Source organism: Vibrio sp. A8-1 (assembly GCF_013048685.1).
GTDB classification, from domain to species: Bacteria; Pseudomonadota; Gammaproteobacteria; order Enterobacterales; family Vibrionaceae; genus Vibrio; species Vibrio metschnikovii.
The window spans coordinates 19244-39054 of the sequence record NZ_VHTC01000004.1; the positions used below are offsets into that span (position 1 = coordinate 19244).

General features: G+C 42.9%; 15 protein-coding genes and 1 pseudogene. 6 read left to right on the forward strand and 10 right to left on the reverse strand.

Annotation, left to right across the window (positions count from 1 at the left end):
* Positions 1-277: 277 nt before the first annotated feature.
* Entirely contained in the window at positions 278-1645 is a 1368-nt protein-coding gene (gene dcuC, locus FKN93_RS03010) for an anaerobic C4-dicarboxylate transporter DcuC (RefSeq protein ID WP_154171184.1), read from the forward strand.
* Positions 1646-1744: 99 nt separating this feature from the next.
* On the opposite strand, the gene FKN93_RS03015 is transcribed toward dcuC, so the two are convergent.
* Genes FKN93_RS03015 through FKN93_RS03025 form a run of 3 tightly spaced genes read right to left on the reverse strand, consistent with a single transcriptional unit; the run spans position 1745 to position 4510 of the window.
* Entirely contained in the window at positions 1745-2506 is a 762-nt protein-coding gene (locus tag FKN93_RS03015) for a zinc ABC transporter permease (protein ID WP_170904456.1), read from the reverse strand.
* Positions 2506-3405 (reverse strand): zinc ABC transporter substrate-binding protein, encoded by a 900-nt coding sequence (locus tag FKN93_RS03020; RefSeq protein WP_170904457.1) that lies wholly within the window; start codon positions 3403-3405, stop codon positions 2506-2508. The genes FKN93_RS03015 and FKN93_RS03020 overlap by 1 nt, the downstream gene beginning before the upstream one ends.
* On the reverse strand, positions 3389-4510 hold the full coding sequence (locus FKN93_RS03025) for a TonB-dependent receptor (RefSeq protein ID WP_212752400.1): 1122 nt from the start codon (positions 4508-4510) through the stop codon (positions 3389-3391). The genes FKN93_RS03020 and FKN93_RS03025 overlap by 17 nt, the downstream gene beginning before the upstream one ends.
* Positions 4511-4663: 153 nt before the next feature.
* Between FKN93_RS03025 and FKN93_RS03030 the strand changes: the two genes are divergently transcribed.
* Positions 4664-5947 carry a hypothetical protein gene (locus tag FKN93_RS03030; protein WP_170904459.1) on the forward strand — a complete coding sequence of 428 codons (1284 nt, stop codon included), beginning with the start codon at positions 4664-4666 and terminating at the stop codon, positions 5945-5947.
* A 367-nt stretch (positions 5948-6314) separates the two neighbouring features.
* Positions 6315-7946, forward strand: a complete 1632-nt coding sequence (locus tag FKN93_RS03035) for a methyl-accepting chemotaxis protein (RefSeq protein WP_158137252.1) — start codon at positions 6315-6317, stop codon at positions 7944-7946.
* Between the two features lie 71 nt (positions 7947-8017).
* On the opposite strand, the gene FKN93_RS03040 is transcribed toward FKN93_RS03035, so the two are convergent.
* From FKN93_RS03040 to FKN93_RS03050, 3 genes are all read right to left on the reverse strand, one after another.
* Positions 8018-9205 (reverse strand): PLP-dependent aspartate aminotransferase family protein, encoded by a 1188-nt coding sequence (locus FKN93_RS03040; RefSeq protein WP_154171190.1) that lies wholly within the window; start codon positions 9203-9205, stop codon positions 8018-8020.
* Positions 9206-9219: 14 nt separating this feature from the next.
* Positions 9220-10215, reverse strand: a complete 996-nt coding sequence (locus FKN93_RS03045) for a 2-oxoglutarate and iron-dependent oxygenase domain-containing protein (RefSeq protein ID WP_158137249.1) — start codon at positions 10213-10215, stop codon at positions 9220-9222.
* 259 nt (positions 10216-10474) lie between these two features.
* Positions 10475-11062: an alpha/beta hydrolase gene (locus tag FKN93_RS03050; protein WP_170904460.1), complete on the reverse strand. Its 588-nt coding sequence runs from the start codon at positions 11060-11062 to the stop codon at positions 10475-10477.
* Between the two features lie 230 nt (positions 11063-11292).
* Between FKN93_RS03050 and FKN93_RS03055 the strand changes: the two genes are divergently transcribed.
* On the forward strand, positions 11293-12294 hold the full coding sequence (locus FKN93_RS03055; protein ID WP_249374148.1) for a sigma-54 dependent transcriptional regulator: 1002 nt from the start codon (positions 11293-11295) through the stop codon (positions 12292-12294).
* A gap of 164 nt (positions 12295-12458) precedes the next feature.
* Here FKN93_RS03055 and secF read toward each other — a convergent pair whose 3' ends face one another.
* The 4 genes from secF to FKN93_RS03075 all read right to left on the reverse strand — a co-directional run bounded on the left by secF (position 12459) and on the right by FKN93_RS03075 (position 16534).
* Entirely contained in the window at positions 12459-13361 is a 903-nt protein-coding gene (gene secF, locus FKN93_RS03060) for a protein translocase subunit SecF (RefSeq protein ID WP_170904461.1), read from the reverse strand.
* Positions 13362-13363: 2 nt separating this feature from the next.
* Complete coding sequence (gene secD / locus FKN93_RS03065; RefSeq protein ID WP_004396658.1) at positions 13364-15196, reverse strand: protein translocase subunit SecD; 1833 nt, start codon at positions 15194-15196, stop codon at positions 13364-13366.
* Positions 15197-15262: 66 nt separating this feature from the next.
* The gene (locus tag FKN93_RS03070; RefSeq protein WP_050782751.1) at positions 15263-15739 is read right to left on the reverse strand and encodes a hypothetical protein; all 477 of its coding nucleotides are present in this window, start codon (positions 15737-15739) and stop codon (positions 15263-15265) included.
* Positions 15740-15865: 126 nt separating this feature from the next.
* Complete coding sequence (locus tag FKN93_RS03075) at positions 15866-16534, reverse strand: hypothetical protein (RefSeq protein WP_158145369.1); 669 nt, start codon at positions 16532-16534, stop codon at positions 15866-15868.
* 637 nt (positions 16535-17171) lie between these two features.
* Here FKN93_RS03075 and FKN93_RS03080 point away from each other — a divergent pair.
* Positions 17172-18131: pseudogene (locus tag FKN93_RS03080) on the forward strand (sensor domain-containing diguanylate cyclase); the annotation flags it as partial.
* 397 nt (positions 18132-18528) lie between these two features.
* Positions 18529-19743, forward strand: a complete 1215-nt coding sequence (gene glgC / locus FKN93_RS03085; protein WP_170904463.1) for a glucose-1-phosphate adenylyltransferase — start codon at positions 18529-18531, stop codon at positions 19741-19743.
* The last annotated feature ends 68 nt before the right edge of the window (positions 19744-19811 follow it).

The following is a 19811-nucleotide window of genomic DNA, read 5'->3' on the forward strand; positions in this document are numbered from 1 at the left end:
TCATACGGCGAAAACTCCCCGCATGGTCATATCACTCACCACCAAAATACGCATCAGAATAATCAGCAAACATTATTAATTTAACACGCCAATAACCAATAAAAATCAATACAATAACGTATTTATACGGATTTTTATTCTGCCAATATTTTCATTTGTTTTAGATCATACTAGTAGCAAGTTAAGCTCGTGCTATTGCCAAGTTTTCAGTAAATTCTCCAGTTACAAAAAGCCATAATTTGTTACATGGGTGAAGCCCATTTTACTGGAGAAGACTATGCTTGAACTGCTGATTGGCGCAATCGTCACCATTGCGGTCGGTTATTTTATCGTTAAGGGTTATAAACCAGCGGGGGTACTATTAACCGCCGGAATAGCCTTATTATTAATGACTGGGATATTAGGCTACGCGATTTTACCCGCATCAATTACACCAACCGGTAACTTGATTACCGATTCAATGGAATATGTGAAGTTTACCCTACAAAACCGTGGTGGCGGTTTAGGTATGCAAATCATGTTATTGTGCGGTTTTGCCGCTTATATGACCCACATCGGGGCAAATAACGTAGTGGTTAAACAGTTTTCTAAGCCACTTTCTGTTATTCGCTCGCCTTATGTCTTACTGGTTGCAGCTTACATTGTCGCTTGCTTAATGTCCCTTGCGGTAAGCTCTGCGACAGGCCTAGGCGTGCTACTGATGGCAACTCTCTTCCCTATGATGACAGCGATGGGTATTTCTCGCCCTGCTGCAGTAGCGGTGTGCGCTTCTCCAGCCGCCATTATTTTATCCCCTACTTCTGGCGATGTGGTGATCGCGGCAGAAAAGTCTGGGCTAGCTTTGCATGTCTTTGCGGTAGAAACCGTTCTTCCTGTTTCCATTTGTGCGATCATCGTGATGGCAATCGCTACCTTCTTCTGGAATAAATACCTTGATAAGCGCGATAACACCCCAATGGAACGCGTAGACGTTTCTGCGATTGAAGTGAAAGCGCCAGCCTATTACGCGATTCTGCCTTTCTTACCAATTATTGGCGTTTTCCTATTTAATGGAGAAACCATCCCCGGCTTATCGTTGGATATTTACACCATTGTTGTCGTATCGATTTTTGCTGGTGCGGTGATTGATTTCATCACTAAACGCTTTGATGGTAAGAAAACACTCGAAGATCTGGAATCTTGCTATGAAGGTATGGCAGAGGCATTTAAAGGCGTGGTGATGCTGTTGGTTGCGGCAGGGGTTTTTGCTCAAGGACTGATGTCGATTGGTGCGATTGATAACCTACTTGGATTAGCCGAAACCGCTGGCGCTGGTGGTTTAGCATTGATGCTAATTTTAACCATTTTAACCATGGCTGCGGCTATCGCCACAGGCTCGGGTAATGCTCCGTTTTATGCATTTGTGGAACTTGCCCCAGCACTAGCCGCGAAAATGGGCGTTAACCCAGCGTTTTTAATTATTCCGATGTTACAAGCTTCAAATCTAGGCCGTACCGTTTCTCCGGTATCAGGGGTCGTCGTTGCCACCGCAGGTATGGCGCATATCAGTCCTTTTGAAGTCGTTAAACGTACTTCTGTTCCTGTTTTGGCAGGTCTTATCACCGTGATTATCGGTACTATGGTATTGGTACCAATGATGGCTTAGTGTCACTGCTGCATTTCATTAACAGATTTAAAAATAAGGCGCATTACTGCGCCTTGTTTTTGAATTATGGTTTTTGAGTTATGGGTTAAAAGCTGAATCTTATTGACGCAAGACTCTTGCTTGAGCGCCAAACACCATTACTGCCGCGCACAATATCATCGCAAACACCACAGCAGGGCCAATCGGCCAATCCCAATAAAGAGAAGCTGCAAATCCAGCCATCATGGCGATATAACCTATTGCTAAGCCAGCAGCGGTTTTACGTTGCCAAGGTAAATAGCATACCGCCAACGCTGGTATAATTAACGAGGCAAACTCTAAGTACACCCCTAAGTTAATCACGAGCGGTGGGATGGCAACGGCGAATAGAAAATAAAACGCCTTACCTTGTAACCAACAGGAGCGATAACGCACAACGATTAACATCGCGAGAGCAATAACCAATACGGGAATCACGTCTTGCCATTGAGACCACAATAAGCGACCGTTTAGTAAACTCTCTATGCTTTCTTTACCATGCGGCTGCTGAGCAACCAATAACATTGCTGCGCAAGCAGCCAACACATAAAAGAGTCCAATGAAGGCTTCCAAATGGGTTTTGATTCGCCCCTCAAAAAAGCACAACAACCCCGCCATACTAAAGGTAACTAAGCTGGCAGCCAGCATTTTCCACCATAAGGAACTGCTGTATTGCGGCCACCATAACTCCACCGCTAACATACCGACCGCCGCCATTTGCGCCATCGCTAGGTCAATAAATATCACCCCTCGCTCTAGCACCTGCCTACCCAAAATCCAGTTGATCCATAAAGAGATAAAGCCAATCAACAATGGGGCTAGCATCCATCCGTAAGCACTCATTATTGCTCCTTAACTAGGCTCAATAAGCGATCAATAGAATCATCGACCAGTGCAACTAATGATGAGGTGTTCGGCTGTCCACCAACACTTTGCGCCAGTTCCACCACCGGCACATTGGTACGCGATGCTAACCAATAAGCCGCATCTTTAGGCTGGTGAGAGGCATAAACAATACCGGATAAACTCGACCAATCTTGCTGTGCTAAGCGATTTAAATGACCCGCCGTTGGCGGAATACCAGGTTTTGGTTCTAAATCCGCGACTTGTTCCATGCTGAGCCAATCAAATAAATAGGCGAATGTGCTGTGATACCCCGCCACTTCCATCCCATGTAGAGGCACAGCTCGCGCTTGCCACTCTTGCATTTTTTTATGCCATTGCCAGCGAAAGCGTGCGCCATTGGCTTTAAACTTCGGAGCATCATCGGGGGCTAGCAATGCCAGACGATCACTCAATGCGCGTGACACAGCAATCATATCACCAATCGCAAACTGAACGTGGGGATTACCATGGGCATGAACATCGCCCATGGAGCGATCAACGTGATCATGCTCATCCAGTAAACGCACATAATCACTGACCCAAAACAAACCAGGCTGACCATTTTGTACTTGACGATTACGGCTCTGCCGCTGCAACTCAGGCAGCCAACCAATTTCCAGTTCAGCGCCGGAGCAAACCACCAAATCGGCATTGCGCATGCGCGCAATCAGTGAAGGGCGAGCTTGTACATAATGAGGATCTTGCAATGCCGTAGTGGCTGAAAAAACTTGTGCCTGCGGCGCATGAGCATGGACTAAGTCAGCCCAATCGGGCTGACAAACAAACACATTTAAGCTCGCCATCGCCGGCATACTGACACAAGCGAATAGACTCAATAATTTAAAACGCATGAGCATGGTGCGCTCCAAAAGACATGACATATTGTAAACTGAATAAGGTTTGATCGCCCTGAGTATGATTTTCACGGGTAATTTGTCCACGTACCCGACCAAAATGAGACGCGTGCCAATCTAATGCCAGATCCCACTCTTTCAAATCATCACGACTGAATTCACCATGGAAATGATCATCATGCGCATGGACATCGCCACTCACGGTGCGCATTTTTCCATAACGGGTACTCACTGTCCAAGTCGGATTAAATTGATAAGCCACTTCTGCGTACCAACCATTAGCACTTTGTTTCGCGCCTGGAGCTGTCGCCATTTGTGTATCAAAGCGATTGTCCAAATACCAAAACTCGGTTGTTGCTCTTACATTACGTTGACGATAATTACCTTCCGGTGCCCATTTCCACGTGAAATCCGTACCGTACAAATTACGACCTGTTAATGAGGGCCCATGCGAATGACCGGCATGATCGTGATCATGGTCATGATCGTGGCTGTGATCGTGTGCGCCTGAAAACTGACGGCCATTACCGTTATACAGTGAACTGATTCCCCAGCGCCAACTGTGTTCAAGTCCAATATCAGCCCCCACTTGGAGGTTAGCCGTATATACCCCCACCGTCGCTGGCTTATCATAACCAGCATCTAATGGCTTACCACCTAACGCTTCGACGCTGGCTTGCAGATAAAAATCGGTTGGTAATAACCAAGTCATTTGTACACCATCATCAAAATAATGGCCGCCAAGTAAGGCGCGATACACTGCCGGACGCTCAACAAAGGCGTCTTCATGCATGTGCTTACTGTTTAAGTAGCCGACATTGGATAACAGACGTCCTGCTTTAAGCTTTAAGCCAAACGGTAAACTCATGGTTTCTATCCAGGCCTCTTCCAGCTCTAACTCGGTTTTAGAACCATGGCTATCTAATACCGCCACCAACTGACCTTTAAAGTTATGATCGATGTTACTGCTTAACATCAGCTCAGAATGACCAAGGCCAAATCCCTTGTCACGACTTCCCCAATGGCGATTGTCGCTCTGATAAGCACCATCTAAAACAACACCAATATCGACTTGTGGTGATGCTAAGCTTTGTCCAATAAAACCCATTACACCAAACCCAATCACCGCTACGACTGATTTATTCACCGAGTTTCTCCTATAAATATACACAATGATTATTGATTACCTATTGATGGCAACGAATGTTATGTTATAACATATCAACAATCAACTACTACTATGGTACTTAAGGAAAAATCCATGTTATCTCTATCTCATCGTCAAGCCCCTCGGCTGGCGGCACTGTCACTCAGCGTATTATTGCTATTAGGTTGTCAAGAAGGTGAAAATCACGCGACCAGTAACGAAGACTCCGATCATCATCACTCAATGATTACTTCTCGGCTGCTGATTTCAGAACACAATAGCCAAACACTACACCTGTTTGATAGCCAAGCTTGGCGTCAGCGCACCCAATTTACTTTGCAACAAACACCCTCAGGGCTGAAAACCAGTCCAAAGGGGCGATACGCTCTAGCTCTGCAACGAAATTTTGATCAAGTCGAAGTGATTGATAGTGGTATTGTCGCCGAACAACATGGCGATCATTATCATTTGCACAATCATAGTCCGAGATTGTTGTCTGAACGCTATCAGGGAGTAAAGCCAACCCACTATGACGTTACACAAGATCAAGTCGCGCTGTTCTTTGATGGTGATAACACGACTAGCGCAAACGCGCAATTTCGCGTATTAGATGAGCAATCGATAGGTCAAGTTTCTAGTGTCGCTATCCATTCCTTTGACCATGCCCAGCATGGTACTGCTCAGTTACTGAGAGATTTCGCTTTTACTGGCATTAAAGATCAAAGCACCACTAGCTTGCCGGATAAAGTGATTGCACTGAAAAGACACGGTGACCATTTTCATCGCCTCCAGAGCTTCACGGCTCAAGACTGCCCTGCTTTACATGGCAGTGCGCAAACGGCAAACTTGGTCGCTTTTGCGTGTTTAGAGCACGTGCTTGTCGTCAATGTACAGGGGGAAACGATAACTTCACAATCCATCAATAATCCAACGTTTAATAACGGTACTCGCTTTGGAACGTTATTTGGCTATCCTGCTAATGACACGCTACTTGCGGTGGCTAATAACCAGCAATTCTTTAGTTTGAAAAATGGTCATTTTCAGGAAATCGACTGGAAAACCGAGCAAACTCAACGCACACTCGCCTATTTAACCACCGAGGAGTACTTATTCATCGTTACGCCACAAGCACGGTTGATCGCTTATCATGCGGCGGATAATTTTGCTCAGCAATTCAGTTTATCGCTCTGGGACAATGTACCAACATTAGCAGAAGGCCAACGGATCCAAATGGCCTTCGATCCGAGAAATCAACAGTTATTCATCACCAATCCGGCTGACCAAACGGTGCTGCAACTCAGTGTGACTGAGCTACGGATTGTACAGCGTCACCAATTAGGCTTTATCCCTCAGTTTATTACTTGGTTAGGCACTACTGAACACGAGCATCATCACTAAACCTGTCTTTGCAGCCCATCGTTTCGCTGGGCTGCAATATAGTCATTTAGCCTACCAATCGTTCAACATTTAATCACATTCAGCGTTTTAATGTGATTAGTATCATATTTTTTTGGCTAAACCCTACGCTTCGTGCTAGAATCCGCGCCAATTAGATAGTCAGATAATTCTTACACACTGGCTATTACTAGGGATAACTTACCCACAGTACTTGAAGTGGCTCGCTATATAGCAAGTAAATGTATGCTTGATACACAAAGAGAAGCTTTGTGGTGAAAACCATGCAATACCGCTATCTTCCAGCAGCAAGGGTATATCATCATACGGATGTGACCGATTAGTTTTTACCGCGAGGTCACCCACTACCATGTCGTTTTTAAAAAATTTAGCTATCCGCAAAAAAATTGCGCTGGCGTTTAGTATTATTGCTGCCGTCAATATTATCTTTGGCGCATACCTTTACCGCTCTCTTAACTCTATTCAACACGATGTACTTAACCTGACCGACGATACCTTACCATCCATGATGATGGTCAATACCATTAAGTACAATATGTCATCGGTACGTCGAGCACAAATTGGTTTACTTTCTTCAACGGATAGCCACGAGATCGCTGAGGATATGCGCTGGATGGACGACCACTATCGGACTATTCAAGCAGATTTAACCCGCTATGAAAATAGTATTTGGAGCGATCATGAGCGCTCAATTTTTATGCCAGTCAAAAACTTATGGCAAGAGTATCTGCGTGTTCTTGGCTCATTCAATAATGATGTCATGAATCACAACATGACAAAGGCTCAACAAGATTTACAAAATGCTTTACCAACGTTTGAGCGTCTAGAACTGGCGGTGGATGAGTTACTAAAACTGAACCTTTCCTATGTCGATAATAACCGCACTGAATTAACAGATTTAATTGATACTATTAGTCAATTCTCTATTTCCAGTATTGTTGCCCTGCTTGGCTTTATGGTCTTTATGACTTGGCTACTGGCGAATTTAATCTGCCGTCCTTTACAACAAGTGGTTACTCAAGCCAACGCGATTGCTGATGGTAACTTAGGCCATCAAATGGATCGCCAACAAATTGGCCAAGATGAGCTCGGTGAACTCGCTGACGCTTGCACCACCATGCAAAATAACTTGCGTGTGATGGTCGAAGAAATTGTCGCCGGTGCAACACAATTAACTCAAGCGGTTGATGAAGTCAGCGCCGTCTCAGAACAAACTTCACAAGGTATGCGCGAGCAGCAAGAAGAAGTGATGCAAATTGCGACCGCAATGACAGAGATGAAATCCACAGTAGCAGAAGTCGCACGTAATACCGAAGTGGCTTCAGATTCTGCGCGTGATAGCAATCAACAAGCCATCACTGGCGCACAACAAATGAATGCAGTCGCTAACTCTATTATCCAAGTGACACAAGAGATTTCTCAAGCCGAGCAACGCGTACTAGAACTGGAAGATCAAGCGCAACAAATTAATATGGTGGTAGATGTGATCAGCAATATTGCTGACCAAACCAATTTGCTTGCTCTCAATGCCGCAATTGAAGCCGCGCGAGCTGGCGAACAAGGTCGTGGCTTTGCCGTAGTTGCCGATGAAGTGCGAGCCCTTGCAGGGAAAACTCAGCAATCAACAGGTGACATTGTGGCTATTATCCAGAACTTGCAAAGTTGCGCAGCAAAAGCACGCCAAGCAACGGCACAAAGTAGCGAATTAATGGGCCAATGTGTCAACCAAAGTCATCAGACTCAAGAAGCCATCGAACAAATCAGCACCCAAAGTGCACAAATTGCTGATATGACGATTCAAATTGCCAGCGCTTGTGGTGAGCAAGATTCCGTCAGTGAAGAGTTGAGCCGCAACATTGAACGCATCAATGAGTCAGCGAAACAAGTCGCGCAAGGTTCATCAAGTGCCGCTCAAGCCTGCGTTGAACTCAGTCAACTCGCCGCTCAATTACAAAGCACGGTCAATCGCTTTCGGGTATAAAGCGATGGTTTGATAACCTGTTTTTAATATTGAATACAGAAAATGGCGAGCTTTTATGCTCGCCATTTTTATTATAAAACAGACACAAATGCCCCCTTAACTTTATCATGAGCCAACGCTATCGCTTGGCTTAGATCAGCAATGAGATCATCAGGATGCTCAACACCGATACTTAAACGAATCAGTTTATCGGTTATCCCATACTTCTCCCTCTGCTCTTTATCTAAGCCAGAATGAGTTGTCGTCGCAGGATGACAAGCTAAACTTTCCAAATCACCCAAACTTACCGATTGTTTGAATAGCACCAGACTATCTAGGCATTTTCTTACCGCATTAAGATCGGATCTTAATTCAAAACTGACCATCGCTCCCCATACTGGCGGATTTTTATCATCACGACTTTCGGTTTCTAATCCAGGGAAATAGACTCTTGCTATCAGAGGATGCTTTGCTAAAAACTCAGCGACTTTAAATGCTCCATTTTGGTGCTGTTCCATTCTCAAAGATAGAGTCCTTAAACCTCGATGTAATAAGTAGGCTTCTTGAGGACCAAGGCATGATCCAAGCTGCTTATTGGATATTCCACGGATGAGATTTAAATAATGGTCGCTCCCTGAAATCACGCCAGCAATAATATCTCCATGACCACTTAAATACTTGGTGGCACTGTGTACAACAATATCAATACCCAATTCTATCGGCTTGAGTACAGCAGGAGATAAAAAAGTATTATCACAGACTGTAATCGCACCTATATTTCTAGCTGTACTAACAACTGAATGAATATCATTAACTCTGACGGTTGGGTTAGAGATAGATTCAAAAAATATGACTCGAGTATTGGGATTTGCTCGCAGAGTTAAATCCGATACATCAGCGTAATGAACAACTTTTATGCCCATTCGAACCAGTAAGTTATCGCATAAACTTTGTGTTCCTCCATAAATAGGATCGACAATCGCTAATTCATCGCCGGTATCTAATAAAGAGAGTAATACACTACTGATTGCTGACATACCACTCGAAACAGCTAAAGATTGTTCAGCCCCCTCCATATTCGCTAATTGAGTTTCTAACATACTAATGGTTGGATTACGCATTCGGCTATAAACATAACCATTTTCTTCGCCTGAAAAAATCTTTTTACCATTTTCAAAATTATGGTATTCAAATGCACTACTTTGATAAATGGGTATAGTTAATGAGCCAAATTGATCTTCTATTACACTACTGTGTAGTAATTGTGTTTTATTATTCATATTTATCTACTTTTTTAGTTTTTAACGATTGTTTTATAATATTTATTAGCCACTTCAGGATGAGATCTTAAACGCCCTTTTAATACATTATCTCCCACTTGATAGAATAGTGGGTTATTAGGATCTGAAGTTGGACCTAAAGCTTGATTTTTTAACCTTTCTGGTAAAAATAATTTAGGCACTCGACTCTCTAATCTAGGCCCCATGAAATACGCAATAGAGAACCGCTCCTGTCCATGATTAGGACTAACTACACGATGTTCAGTCGCCTTTAAGTAACCATCTGAAGCAAGCTCAAGTAATTCACCAATATTCACAATTAAGGTGTCTTTTTTCGGCGGAACCGCGAGCCATTTATCATTAATTAATACTTCGAGACCACTAACCTTATCTTGGAGAAGTAAAGTTAAATAACCTGGGTCTTTGTGTGCTCCTACGCCTTGACGTGAAGAGCTCTGTGCCGAATCAACATAAGGATAACGGATCAACTTTAGATGTTGATATGGATTACCCATTATCGAGTGACTAAATACATCGGGATCTTGTTCTAACGCCAAAGCAAAGGCTGATAACAACTCTTGAGCAATAAAAGACAGATCATTCATAAAGTCTAAAATAAGCTCACGCATATGAGGAATACTTTCTGGCCATTGATTAGGACCATAAATATTCATCCATAACGGTGAGTCTTCTAATTGCCTTACTGGTTCTTCATTCATGACATCAAACTGTTCACGTATATCTATGCTCCCTTTGGTTTTTTCCTCTCCAATACCAGAAAAACCTCTGAAATGTGGGGAGTTAATCATGGAAACTTTATTTTTCTCTTCTGAAGATAAAGTGAAAAAATCAGTAGCTATATGATGAATATGATTGATTTTTTCATTATTAACACCAAAATCTGATAGATAAAAAAAACCAACATCTCTTGCAACTCGGCTAAGTGAATAAATAAATTGGTCTCTATTGGAGTAAAGTTCGGCTAAAGATAGCGTTGGTAATTCATGCATTATTATTTTCTCCGTAGTTTATATTCTATTTTAATAAAACTATTATCACGAATACGTTATGAATAGTGATTAAAAATACAGGTGTTCAATAAATCATAAAATTAAGATTTAATAGTCCCTCACCATAAAAATAGTGGTATTTAAATTTAGGTAAAGTTAAATATTCCATCAATAACTAATCTAATAAGTTTTAAACACGGATATTGATATCTACTATCACTCCCTAAATTTAAATCTAATCGCTAATTTTAAATAAATATTATTTAAATGAATTAACATTTCGTTGAACTTGTAATTGAATATCATCAATAAGTGCTTTTACTTCCGGCCATGGTCCATGTCCTGACTCAATATTAATATGACCAGCATAACCCGCATCGTAGGTCAGTAGGCCCAAATCAGAAGCTAAACAGCAAGCATGGTCATAGTTCATCCAAGGATCATTTCTACTCACTACCATGGTCCCCAAAACACCAAGGGCGCGAATTGTTAACGCTTCGACAATCGAACGTTCGTTCGGAAAATCAGCCTTATGACCATAAGAAGTGAATCGATACGGGGAAGCCGGTGCAACAAATAAGACACCACTCACTTTCGATTGTAACTGTTTTCGAACGATAGCATCTAAAGCGGCTAAGCAACCGAAACTATGAGCAACGATGATAATGGGTAGCGTTTGCTGATCTAGATACTGTTGGATCTGTGCTGACCATTGACTAAGAATCGGTTTATGGTGATCAATCGCCTTTATCCTCTCCGTGTTAGGGTATTGAGTCTGAAGCCATGTTTGCCAATGCCCATTAGGGCTGCCTTTATAACCTGGAATAACCAAAATTTTATCTATCATGCTCAATCCCTAATCAATATAGATGAATGTAACCTATTGATTGCACAAGTCATGCCAAATCAGTGCATTTTATAAATTAGTTAAATATCAATGTAATCAACTGAAAATTAATGGTTTTCACATCTCTATTTCATTAAAAAATTCCATATAACTTTTTATTACTATATGGAATAAAAACTCATTTCTAAATAACAATAAACCCTTTAAATTTAACAGGTATTCCTCGAAAAATGAGTATGACAAAAATGGTTATTGGCGAAAATCACGGTCTAAAACAAACAATGCAGCAAGTACAATTGGTTTCACTGACTGATTCTACAGCTCTTATCCTTGGAGAGACCGGATCTGGAAAAGAAGTGATTGCCCGTTATATCCATAATCACTCTCAGCGATTTCAAAACGACTTTATTCGAGTAAACTGTGGTGCGATCCCTTCGGAACTGATTGATTCAGAATTATTTGGGCATGAAAAAGGCAGCTTTACTGGTGCAATCTCTCAAAAAAAAGGATGGTTTGAACGCGCCGATGGCGGTACGTTATTTTTAGATGAAATAGGTGAATTAAGTTTAGCGGCTCAAGTGCGCTTATTACGAGTATTACAAGAAGGCTCATTTACTCGGGTTGGAGGGGAGAGAGAAATCAGCGTTAACGTTCGTATTATTGCTGCTACACATCGAAATTTAGAACTCTCTGTCCAGCAAGGATTATTTAGAGAGGACTTATGGTTTCGTATTAATATTTTTCCAATTCATCTGCCAGCATTGCGCGAACGCTTTGGTGACATGCAACAACTCACCGAGCATTTTGCTCACAAAGCGTCCAATCGTCTAGGTTTACCTCTTTGTTTACCAAGTGATGAACAGATAGATTACTTAAAACGCTACCATTGGCCAGGTAATGTCAGGGAATTACAAGCCATTATCGAAAGAGCGGCGATTTTAGGACAGGGAAAATATCTTGCCATTGAACAATCGTTAATCTTACAACCTGACTCTTTGCAAGAGCCCACCACATCTCCACTAAACAGTGAAAGTCATGCAGAAGTCTCATCATTCCTTAGTTTAGAGAAGGTGATATATGATCATATCTGCAATGCGTTACGTCATTGCCACGGAAGAATAGAAGGTCCTTTTGGAGCAGCTAAACTACTCGCCATTAATCCAAATACTCTACGTTCAAAAATGCGTAAATTAAATATATCTCGTCATGCTTGCCATCATTACCGTTCCTAAAATCTATACCCAAACCATTTGGAGTTGTAATGAGTGAGCACCTATGAGCATAGACACGCTATGTGATTGGGGGATTAAACGTAGCCAACACCTCTGCAGCTTCACGTAGGAAGGGGATAAACCGTATAAAAACCCCCTTGAGGTTATCAAGGGGGTTCCGATATTTAAGGTGCCATATCAACTTCAACCGGCAGATAATGCTTGGACTCTAAATGTAACCATTCAGGGAGTACGGTACCGATGGAAATGGATGACCACGTGCCAGAAATAATCCCGATAAACATGGCAATAGCAAAGCCTTGTAATGGCTCGCCGCCCATTAACCAAAGAGCAGACACTGTCATTAATGAGGTACCTGAAGTCACCATCGTCCGAGAAAAAGTTGCGATCACCGCTTGATCATTGATCTCTGCCAGCGGTGCTTTGAGTTTAGCAACCAGCAATTCACGAATACGATCGGAAATAATGATCGAGTCATTCAGTGAGTATCCTAAGATTGCTAAGGTGGCGGCAAAAACAGTTAAATTAAACTCCATTTGCGTCACCGCAAAAAAGCCGAGCACTAAGATCACATCATGCAATAGCGCCAGTAAGGCACCACTCGCCAACCGCCACTCAAAACGAAACGAAAGGTAGCCTAATATACATAAGATACAAATCAATAATGCTAAGCCACCTTGATCGATCAATTCTTCACCAACTTGTGAGCCGACCATGCTATTACTCACCACTTCAATCTGAGATGAAATGGTGTTCAGTAACGTCTCTATTTCTGGAGCACTTTGCTGCTCTTCTACTAACGGGTAACGAATGACCCAGCGCCCTTCCTCACCAGACTGAATTACACTGGTAGAATCGCCCAGCTCCGGCTTGAGAACATTCAACACTTGATCGTGGGTTAATGATTTATCCACTCTGACTTCGGTTACCATTCCGCCAGTGAAATCCAGTCCCATATTAAGACCACGAATCGCAAAAGCCGCTAATGCTAACAGGGTTAAAGCAATCGAAACGATATTGGTAATGTGTCGAATCTGTCGAATATGTTGTTTTAGATAAGTCACCATCGTTATATCCTCACATCTCGGCGACTATCACGTCCCCAAATCAAATTAATTAATGCCCGTGATGCAAATACACCGGTAAACATACTGGTGATCAAGCCTAATCCCAGCGTTAATGCAAAACCTTGAATCGGTCCATTACCAATCGAATACAAAACAATCGCAGTAATCATCGTAGTCACATTGGCATCCAAAATGGTGCTAAACGCACTGCTAAAACCTTTATCAATCGCTTGAGCAAAACTACGCCCTTCATTTAACTTATCGCGAATTCGCTCAAAGATAAGCACGTTGGTATCCACCGCCATACCGACCGTCAACACCAAACCAGCAATCCCCGGTAAGGTTAATACCGCTCCCGGCAATAACGCAATTAAACCAAACAAACACACCATGTTGATCAACAAAGCAGCGTTCGCCACCCAACCTAAACGGCGATACCATAACGCCATAAAGGTTAACGTTAATGCCATCCCTAACGCCAAGGCCGCAAAACCATTTTCAATATTTTCAGCACCGAGCGATGCACCGATGGTTCTTTCTTCGACGATTGTCACTGGAGCAGTGAGTGATCCGGCTCTTAACAACAATGCCAGTTGTTGAGCATCTTGATTCGAACCTGCGCCGGTAATTCTAAACTGGCTCCCCAATTGCGATTGAATAGTCGCCACACTGATCACGCGTTCGCTGCGCTCCGTCTCTCCATTAGCATTGGTTTTGTACTCTCGATACACGGTAGCCATGGGTTTGCCAATGTGCTTGGCCGAAAAGTCACTCATTACTTTGCCACCTGCGTGGTCAAGCGAGATATTGACTTCAGAAAGGCCCATTTTGTCCATACCCGCGCGAGCATTAACGATATGATCACCTGTTAAAACTGGACGTTTATGCAAGATCACTAACTGACCATTATTGTCTTTCAGTTGTAAATCATCACGGCCAGCTATACCGCTAGTATTGACTTCATAAAACGCTAAGCTTGCCGTTGCACCAATGACGTTTTTCGCTTGCGCAGGATCTTGTACCCCAGGTAACTCAATACGAATACTATGTTCACCCTGACGCTGAACTAAAGCTTCGGTAATGCCAAGTTCTTCAATACGATCTCGCATGATTTTCAAGTTTTGCTGGATGGTCGCTGATTGAAAATCCAACTTATTTTGCTTACTGGGTTGCACTGTCAGTTGATCAGAAGACGACTTCACCTCCCAACCTTGATAATTTTCTTTGACAAACTGACTAATTTTATTGAGTGAGGCTCGTGAGTTGACGGAGACTAAAAAGCCATCATTACCTTCATGCTCAATTCTCACACCGCGAATGTGTTGATTAACGAGCATCTCTTTTATTTCATCAGTAATGCCATCTCGTTGCTCTTGAAACGCCTTATCGACATCGACATTAAGCAAAAACTGTACGCCACCGCGTAAATCCAAACCGAACTTAATTGGAGTAAATCCCATTTGTGTGAACCAAGGTGGAGCGACTGAAACGTAAGAAAAAGTTAAACTTTCTCCTTCTTGCACGAGATTATCTAAAAGTTTACGCGCTTGAGTTTGCTCTGTTTCGGTTTTAAAAACCAACGTGGTGTGGTTATTTTCCTGACGGATTTCTTGTGCATTAATTCCCTGCTTTTGCAGCAGTTGATTAACGGTTACTACATTATTTAAAGGGCTGTCTTTTTGATTAGACTCAATTTGAATTGATGGTTGTTCACCATACCAAGTAGGAATAGCACTTAAACCAAGTAAGACAACGGTTATAACCAATACCACGTATTTCCATGTCGCATAGCGATTCATAATACGCGCTGGCGTTTTAGCGGTTTTTCTCTGCATAACTCTCTCCTCGGGCATAGCCGAGTTAAAAAACTAAAATTGTGACATTGTCACGTAAATGTGAGATTAAGCAGAAAGGAAATGGCTATTTAATGCCACGTACATCGCGTTGGTCTCTTTCCAGCCAGAAAGACGATGTGAGGCATGAAAATGCTGATAGGGAATGGAAATCCAAGTTTGGGCAGCATAGCTCTCTGCATCGATAAAACGAGGCAGAGCGTGATTTCCTTCAAGATGAGGAAAATCAAAGCCATTATCGAGAGGTAAGTTGATCTCGGTGAGCTGCAAGCGAGGCGGATTAAGAATGGCTTGGGTAATACTTTTCGCCAACGTGTCGCTGGTTGGCACCGAATCGACATCGATCGGACTCTCTTGCGAATCAAACTCAAATGGATTTTGTACGCTGTGTGAAGCTGTATCTAAAACAGAATGGTTGAGAGTAATACTTGAGGTAGGGTAATTTTCCGCGCACGCCAATGCTTGCGAAGGCAATAACAACGCAAGAAAAGCTAGCCAGAAAAAATACGTTATACGTTCAAGCATGATCAGTTCATTCTTAATAGGACAGCTCAGTGTAGAACTGAGTGAAGTGTGACTCAAGTAAAATTTTCGTCAAATATAACTAATGCCTCTATCGCTAATCCTAAACCGTAGATCGCGTCCTCATGATTATTGATAAAAAATCGTTCCAGTTTGTGCATTAAGATAAATTTTATTCGCTTGGTTTAAACCACCACAATAGACAAAATAAACGTCCTCAGACCGATAACGAACGGATCGCACCCATCCCCCAAGCTCTTTAAAATCACCGGGCACACAGGTTTTGTCACTCAAGAGTCGATCGGTGGTTTGAATAAACATGGTTTGAAAAATATCTAAATCATCCGAGTTCATAATATAACTCAGCACAGTTTCTCGGCGCTCTTCAGGTGTGATCACGGGTGGATCAACCACCAATCCATCCAACGGAATCCACTCTGCTACCTCAGGGCCCCCTTCTTCATAGACGTAAAAAGGCGTTAACCTCCCCCAACCCTGTTGTTTTTCATACAAAAACACCGGTTCGCCACGATAAAGTAACCGATGGACAAATCCATCTCTATCAGGTTGCTCGCGCACACCAAGCGTAGGTTCATTGACGTAATAGTCCATGATCTCTGGCATAACAAAAGCAGGATCACTTGGCTCATGCTCTTCAGATATTGGTATTTCAGGCGTCAAACGTTGATTTAAAGCCTCTAATCGTTCTTGCTCTGGCTTGTAATAAAATAGGTAATAGCCAGCACCCGCACAGGCTAAACCAAAAATGAGAAGCAGCAGCATAAGTACTTTCTTCATAATCGTTAACTCCTCATTCTCTCTTTTACTAAAGGTTTTCTTGTTAGCCAATACTCAGTTTACATTGTAAATTTTCATTTTTCCTGATTACCGCATATGCACCAATGTTGAGCGAGCGCACGAACTCAACATATTGGAAGTAATCTCTCGCTTTAAAGGTCTATAATCATGGCTTAATAATCATTATAAGTTAATCATGTCATCGTCACAGGTTAAATATCTCACTCAATTTTTGATTGTATTGTGCATACTCGGGTGTGTACCTTTTCTCTATTTCGCTCACGAGCTTGCAAAGCTCGATCATCACACTGCACAACTCCCTAACGCAGAATCAACCATCGCGGTCGATACCTCGCAATTTACGGTTTTAAACCATCATGGCGACGCCGTTCTTCATTTATCATCGGCATCCACACACGACGCCAATGATCCTATTGCCGATTTACCGCAACAATCGCCAGCCCTCTGGCAATCGATTCAACAGCAAGCTCAGGGCTTATTGCTTTATCAAGGCCGTCACTATCATTTTATGCAACTATCACTGCCCGAGATGGAGATAACAGAGACAAGCTTATTGATTTTTAACAGCCATGATCCACAAACCGTCGAGCAACAACGCACCGCGAAACGTCACGATCTACTTGTGCAAGCCATCAGCGTCTTCTTGCTGCTTAGTCTGGTGGCCGGAAGCGGTGTGGTTTGGAATATCACTCACCAGAAAAATAGCCTTGAAAGTAAATTAGCCTTAGCGGCGATGAACGGTATGTCTGCCATTGTGATTACAGACAGACAAAACCGGATCATTAAAGTCAATCAAGAGTTTACCCGTTTAAGTGGCTACCGTTTAGAAGAGGTGCAAGGCAAGCAGCCGTCGATATTTGCCTCAGGCAAACACAATCAACAATTTTATGTTGATATGTGGAAATCGCTACAAGAAGACGGCTTTTGGGAAGGTGAAGTGATCAATAAGCGCAAAGATGGTTCACAGCTAACAGAAATCCTCCGAATTCAAACCATTTTGGATAATCAAGAGGTCATTCAATACTACGTTGCTTCATTTGTCGATATCACTCAACACAAAGCGTTAGAAAATAAACTGCGTGAACAAAGTGAGAAAGATGCTTTAACGGGGATTTGGAATCGTCGTAAATTTGACCAACAAATTCGCCTTGAATGTCATCGTGTTAAACGTTATCCAGAGCACGAGCACTCTTGTCTCGCCATTTTAGATATTGATCACTTTAAACGAATTAATGATCAGGTTGGCCATAGTCATGGCGATTATGTTATTCAGTCCGTCGCTGAAACGCTACGTGATGGTCTGCGTGAATCGGATTTTTTAGCACGTATTGGTGGCGAGGAATTTGCGATAATTTTACCCCATACCCCTATCGAGGAAGCGCAAGCGGTGATTGAGCGATTACGGATCAAAGTGTATCAACTTCACGCCCAAAATGTTTCGATTAGCGCTGGGATCAGTGACATCATGGGGTCGGATCAAGAGACTTATCAACGAGCAGATAAAGCCCTGTATGAATCGAAAGCCACGGGGCGCAATCAAGTTTCCATATTACTCAGTCAAGAAATGGCAAACTAAGTATATGATCACTCAGCCTCTCACCCATTTAGTGCGCATGCACGATACTGGTGCAAAAACAAGCAGCATGAACCGACTTCTTGTCGTGCTGGGGCGTTAATAATGACGTTTTTTGCTCTGTGAACCGGCTCGAAAGCCATACGACGAGGACGGTAATCAACCAATTAGTGACTGTTTTTTGTCTACGAGCCATTTGCATGATCGTTGCACAACTATACTATAGCCTAGCCTGAATAGAGGCAGCGATAGTGAATGCGTAGTAGCGTCACTTAATGTAAACAAGAATGCTGTCACGTCAAGCGGCCAAGGGAATATGACTAGCGTTTCACTATTTTGGCCCAATATTTGTACTATTCTGTATACAATCGTCGATTGCACAATAATAGGGAGACAAAAGATGCAAGATACCTTAACCGTCGTTTTAGCTGGAGGAATGGGTTCACGCTTATCTCCCCTGACCGATGACAGAGCAAAACCCGCCGTTCCGTTTGGCGGTAAATATCGTATTATCGATTTTACCCTCACTAATTGCTTGCATTCGGGGCTACGGCGTATTTTGGTACTCACGCAGTATAAATCCCACTCCTTACAAAAACATTTACGCGATGGTTGGTCGATTTTCAATCCAGAATTGGGGGAGTTTATTACGGTCGTCCCTCCTCAGATGCGTAAAGGCGGCAAATGGTACGAAGGCACGGCCGATGCACTGTTCCATAATATGTGGTTGTTATCGCGCAGTGATGCAAAGTATGTTGTCGTGCTCTCTGGTGATCATATTTATCGTATGGACTACGCCGCGATGCTGGAAGAACATATCGATAATCAAGCAGAATTGACGATTGCCTGCATGGAAGTGGCTCGCCAAGATGCCTCAGCATTTGGTGTTATGGCGATCGATGAAGCGCAACGAATTTGTTCTTTTGTTGAAAAACCAAACGATCCACCTGCTCTACCGAATAATCCCGATCGCAGCTTGGCGTCGATGGGCATCTATATTTTTACCATGGACACACTAAGGCAAGCATTATTTGAGGACGCGGAGCTTGAGCACTCAAGCCACGACTTTGGTAAAGATATTATCCCCAAACTGATTCCATCGGGTCGCGTGTTTGCTTATCAATTTGCTAATGAAAAAGGACGTGTCGCCAAAGACTGTTACTGGCGAGATGTCGGCACCATTGATTCGTTTTATGAAGCCAATATGGATCTGCTTGAGCCTGTCCCCCCAATGAATCTTTATCAGAAAAACTGGGCGATCCGCACCTATGAACCGCAACTGCCACCAGCACGTACCGTCTCATCAGCCACGGGTAATGAAGGCATTTTTATTAACTCGATCATTGCCAATGGCGTCATCAATTCCGGCGGTTCGGTGCAACACTCTATTGTCTCATCCAGCGTCAGAATCAATGATGGGGCAACGATTGTCGATAGTATTCTCTTTGATGATGTCGAAGTCGGTGAAGGCTGCCAGTTAGTCGGATGCATTATCGATAAACACGTCAAAATTCCGCCTTATACCAAAATTGGTGTCGACCGCGCAGCTGATTTACAACGCTTTACGTTGTCGGAAAAAGGCATTGTTGTCGTGCCGGAAAGTTACCAATTTTAGACAGCCTCGACAGTGAATCGTTAAGTAATAGCATAGAAAAGACCGCCATGTATCGGCGGTCTTTTAAC

Coding starts and splice junctions, on each gene's coding strand:
- FKN93_RS03045 (WP_158137249.1), bottom strand. CDS start 10,215: ATGCATGAATTACCAACGCTATCTTTAGCCGAACTTTACTCCAATAGA.
- FKN93_RS03055 (WP_249374148.1), top strand. CDS start 11,293: ATGAGTATGACAAAAATGGTTATTGGCGAAAATCACGGTCTAAAACAA.
- FKN93_RS03015 (WP_170904456.1), bottom strand. CDS start 2,506: ATGAGTGCTTACGGATGGATGCTAGCCCCATTGTTGATTGGCTTTATC.
- FKN93_RS03020 (WP_170904457.1), bottom strand. CDS start 3,405: ATGCTCATGCGTTTTAAATTATTGAGTCTATTCGCTTGTGTCAGTATG.
- FKN93_RS03030 (WP_170904459.1), top strand. CDS start 4,664: ATGTTATCTCTATCTCATCGTCAAGCCCCTCGGCTGGCGGCACTGTCA.
- FKN93_RS03050 (WP_170904460.1), bottom strand. CDS start 11,062: ATGATAGATAAAATTTTGGTTATTCCAGGTTATAAAGGCAGCCCTAAT.
- glgC (WP_170904463.1), top strand. CDS start 18,529: ATGCAAGATACCTTAACCGTCGTTTTAGCTGGAGGAATGGGTTCACGC.
- secD (WP_004396658.1), bottom strand. CDS start 15,196: ATGCAGAGAAAAACCGCTAAAACGCCAGCGCGTATTATGAATCGCTAT.
- FKN93_RS03070 (WP_050782751.1), bottom strand. CDS start 15,739: ATGCTTGAACGTATAACGTATTTTTTCTGGCTAGCTTTTCTTGCGTTG.
- dcuC (WP_154171184.1), top strand. CDS start 278: ATGCTTGAACTGCTGATTGGCGCAATCGTCACCATTGCGGTCGGTTAT.
- FKN93_RS03025 (WP_212752400.1), bottom strand. CDS start 4,510: ATGGGTTTTATTGGACAAAGCTTAGCATCACCACAAGTCGATATTGGT.
- FKN93_RS03075 (WP_158145369.1), bottom strand. CDS start 16,534: ATGAAGAAAGTACTTATGCTGCTGCTTCTCATTTTTGGTTTAGCCTGT.
- FKN93_RS03035 (WP_158137252.1), top strand. CDS start 6,315: ATGTCGTTTTTAAAAAATTTAGCTATCCGCAAAAAAATTGCGCTGGCG.
- secF (WP_170904461.1), bottom strand. CDS start 13,361: ATGGTGACTTATCTAAAACAACATATTCGACAGATTCGACACATTACC.
- FKN93_RS03040 (WP_154171190.1), bottom strand. CDS start 9,205: ATGAATAATAAAACACAATTACTACACAGTAGTGTAATAGAAGATCAA.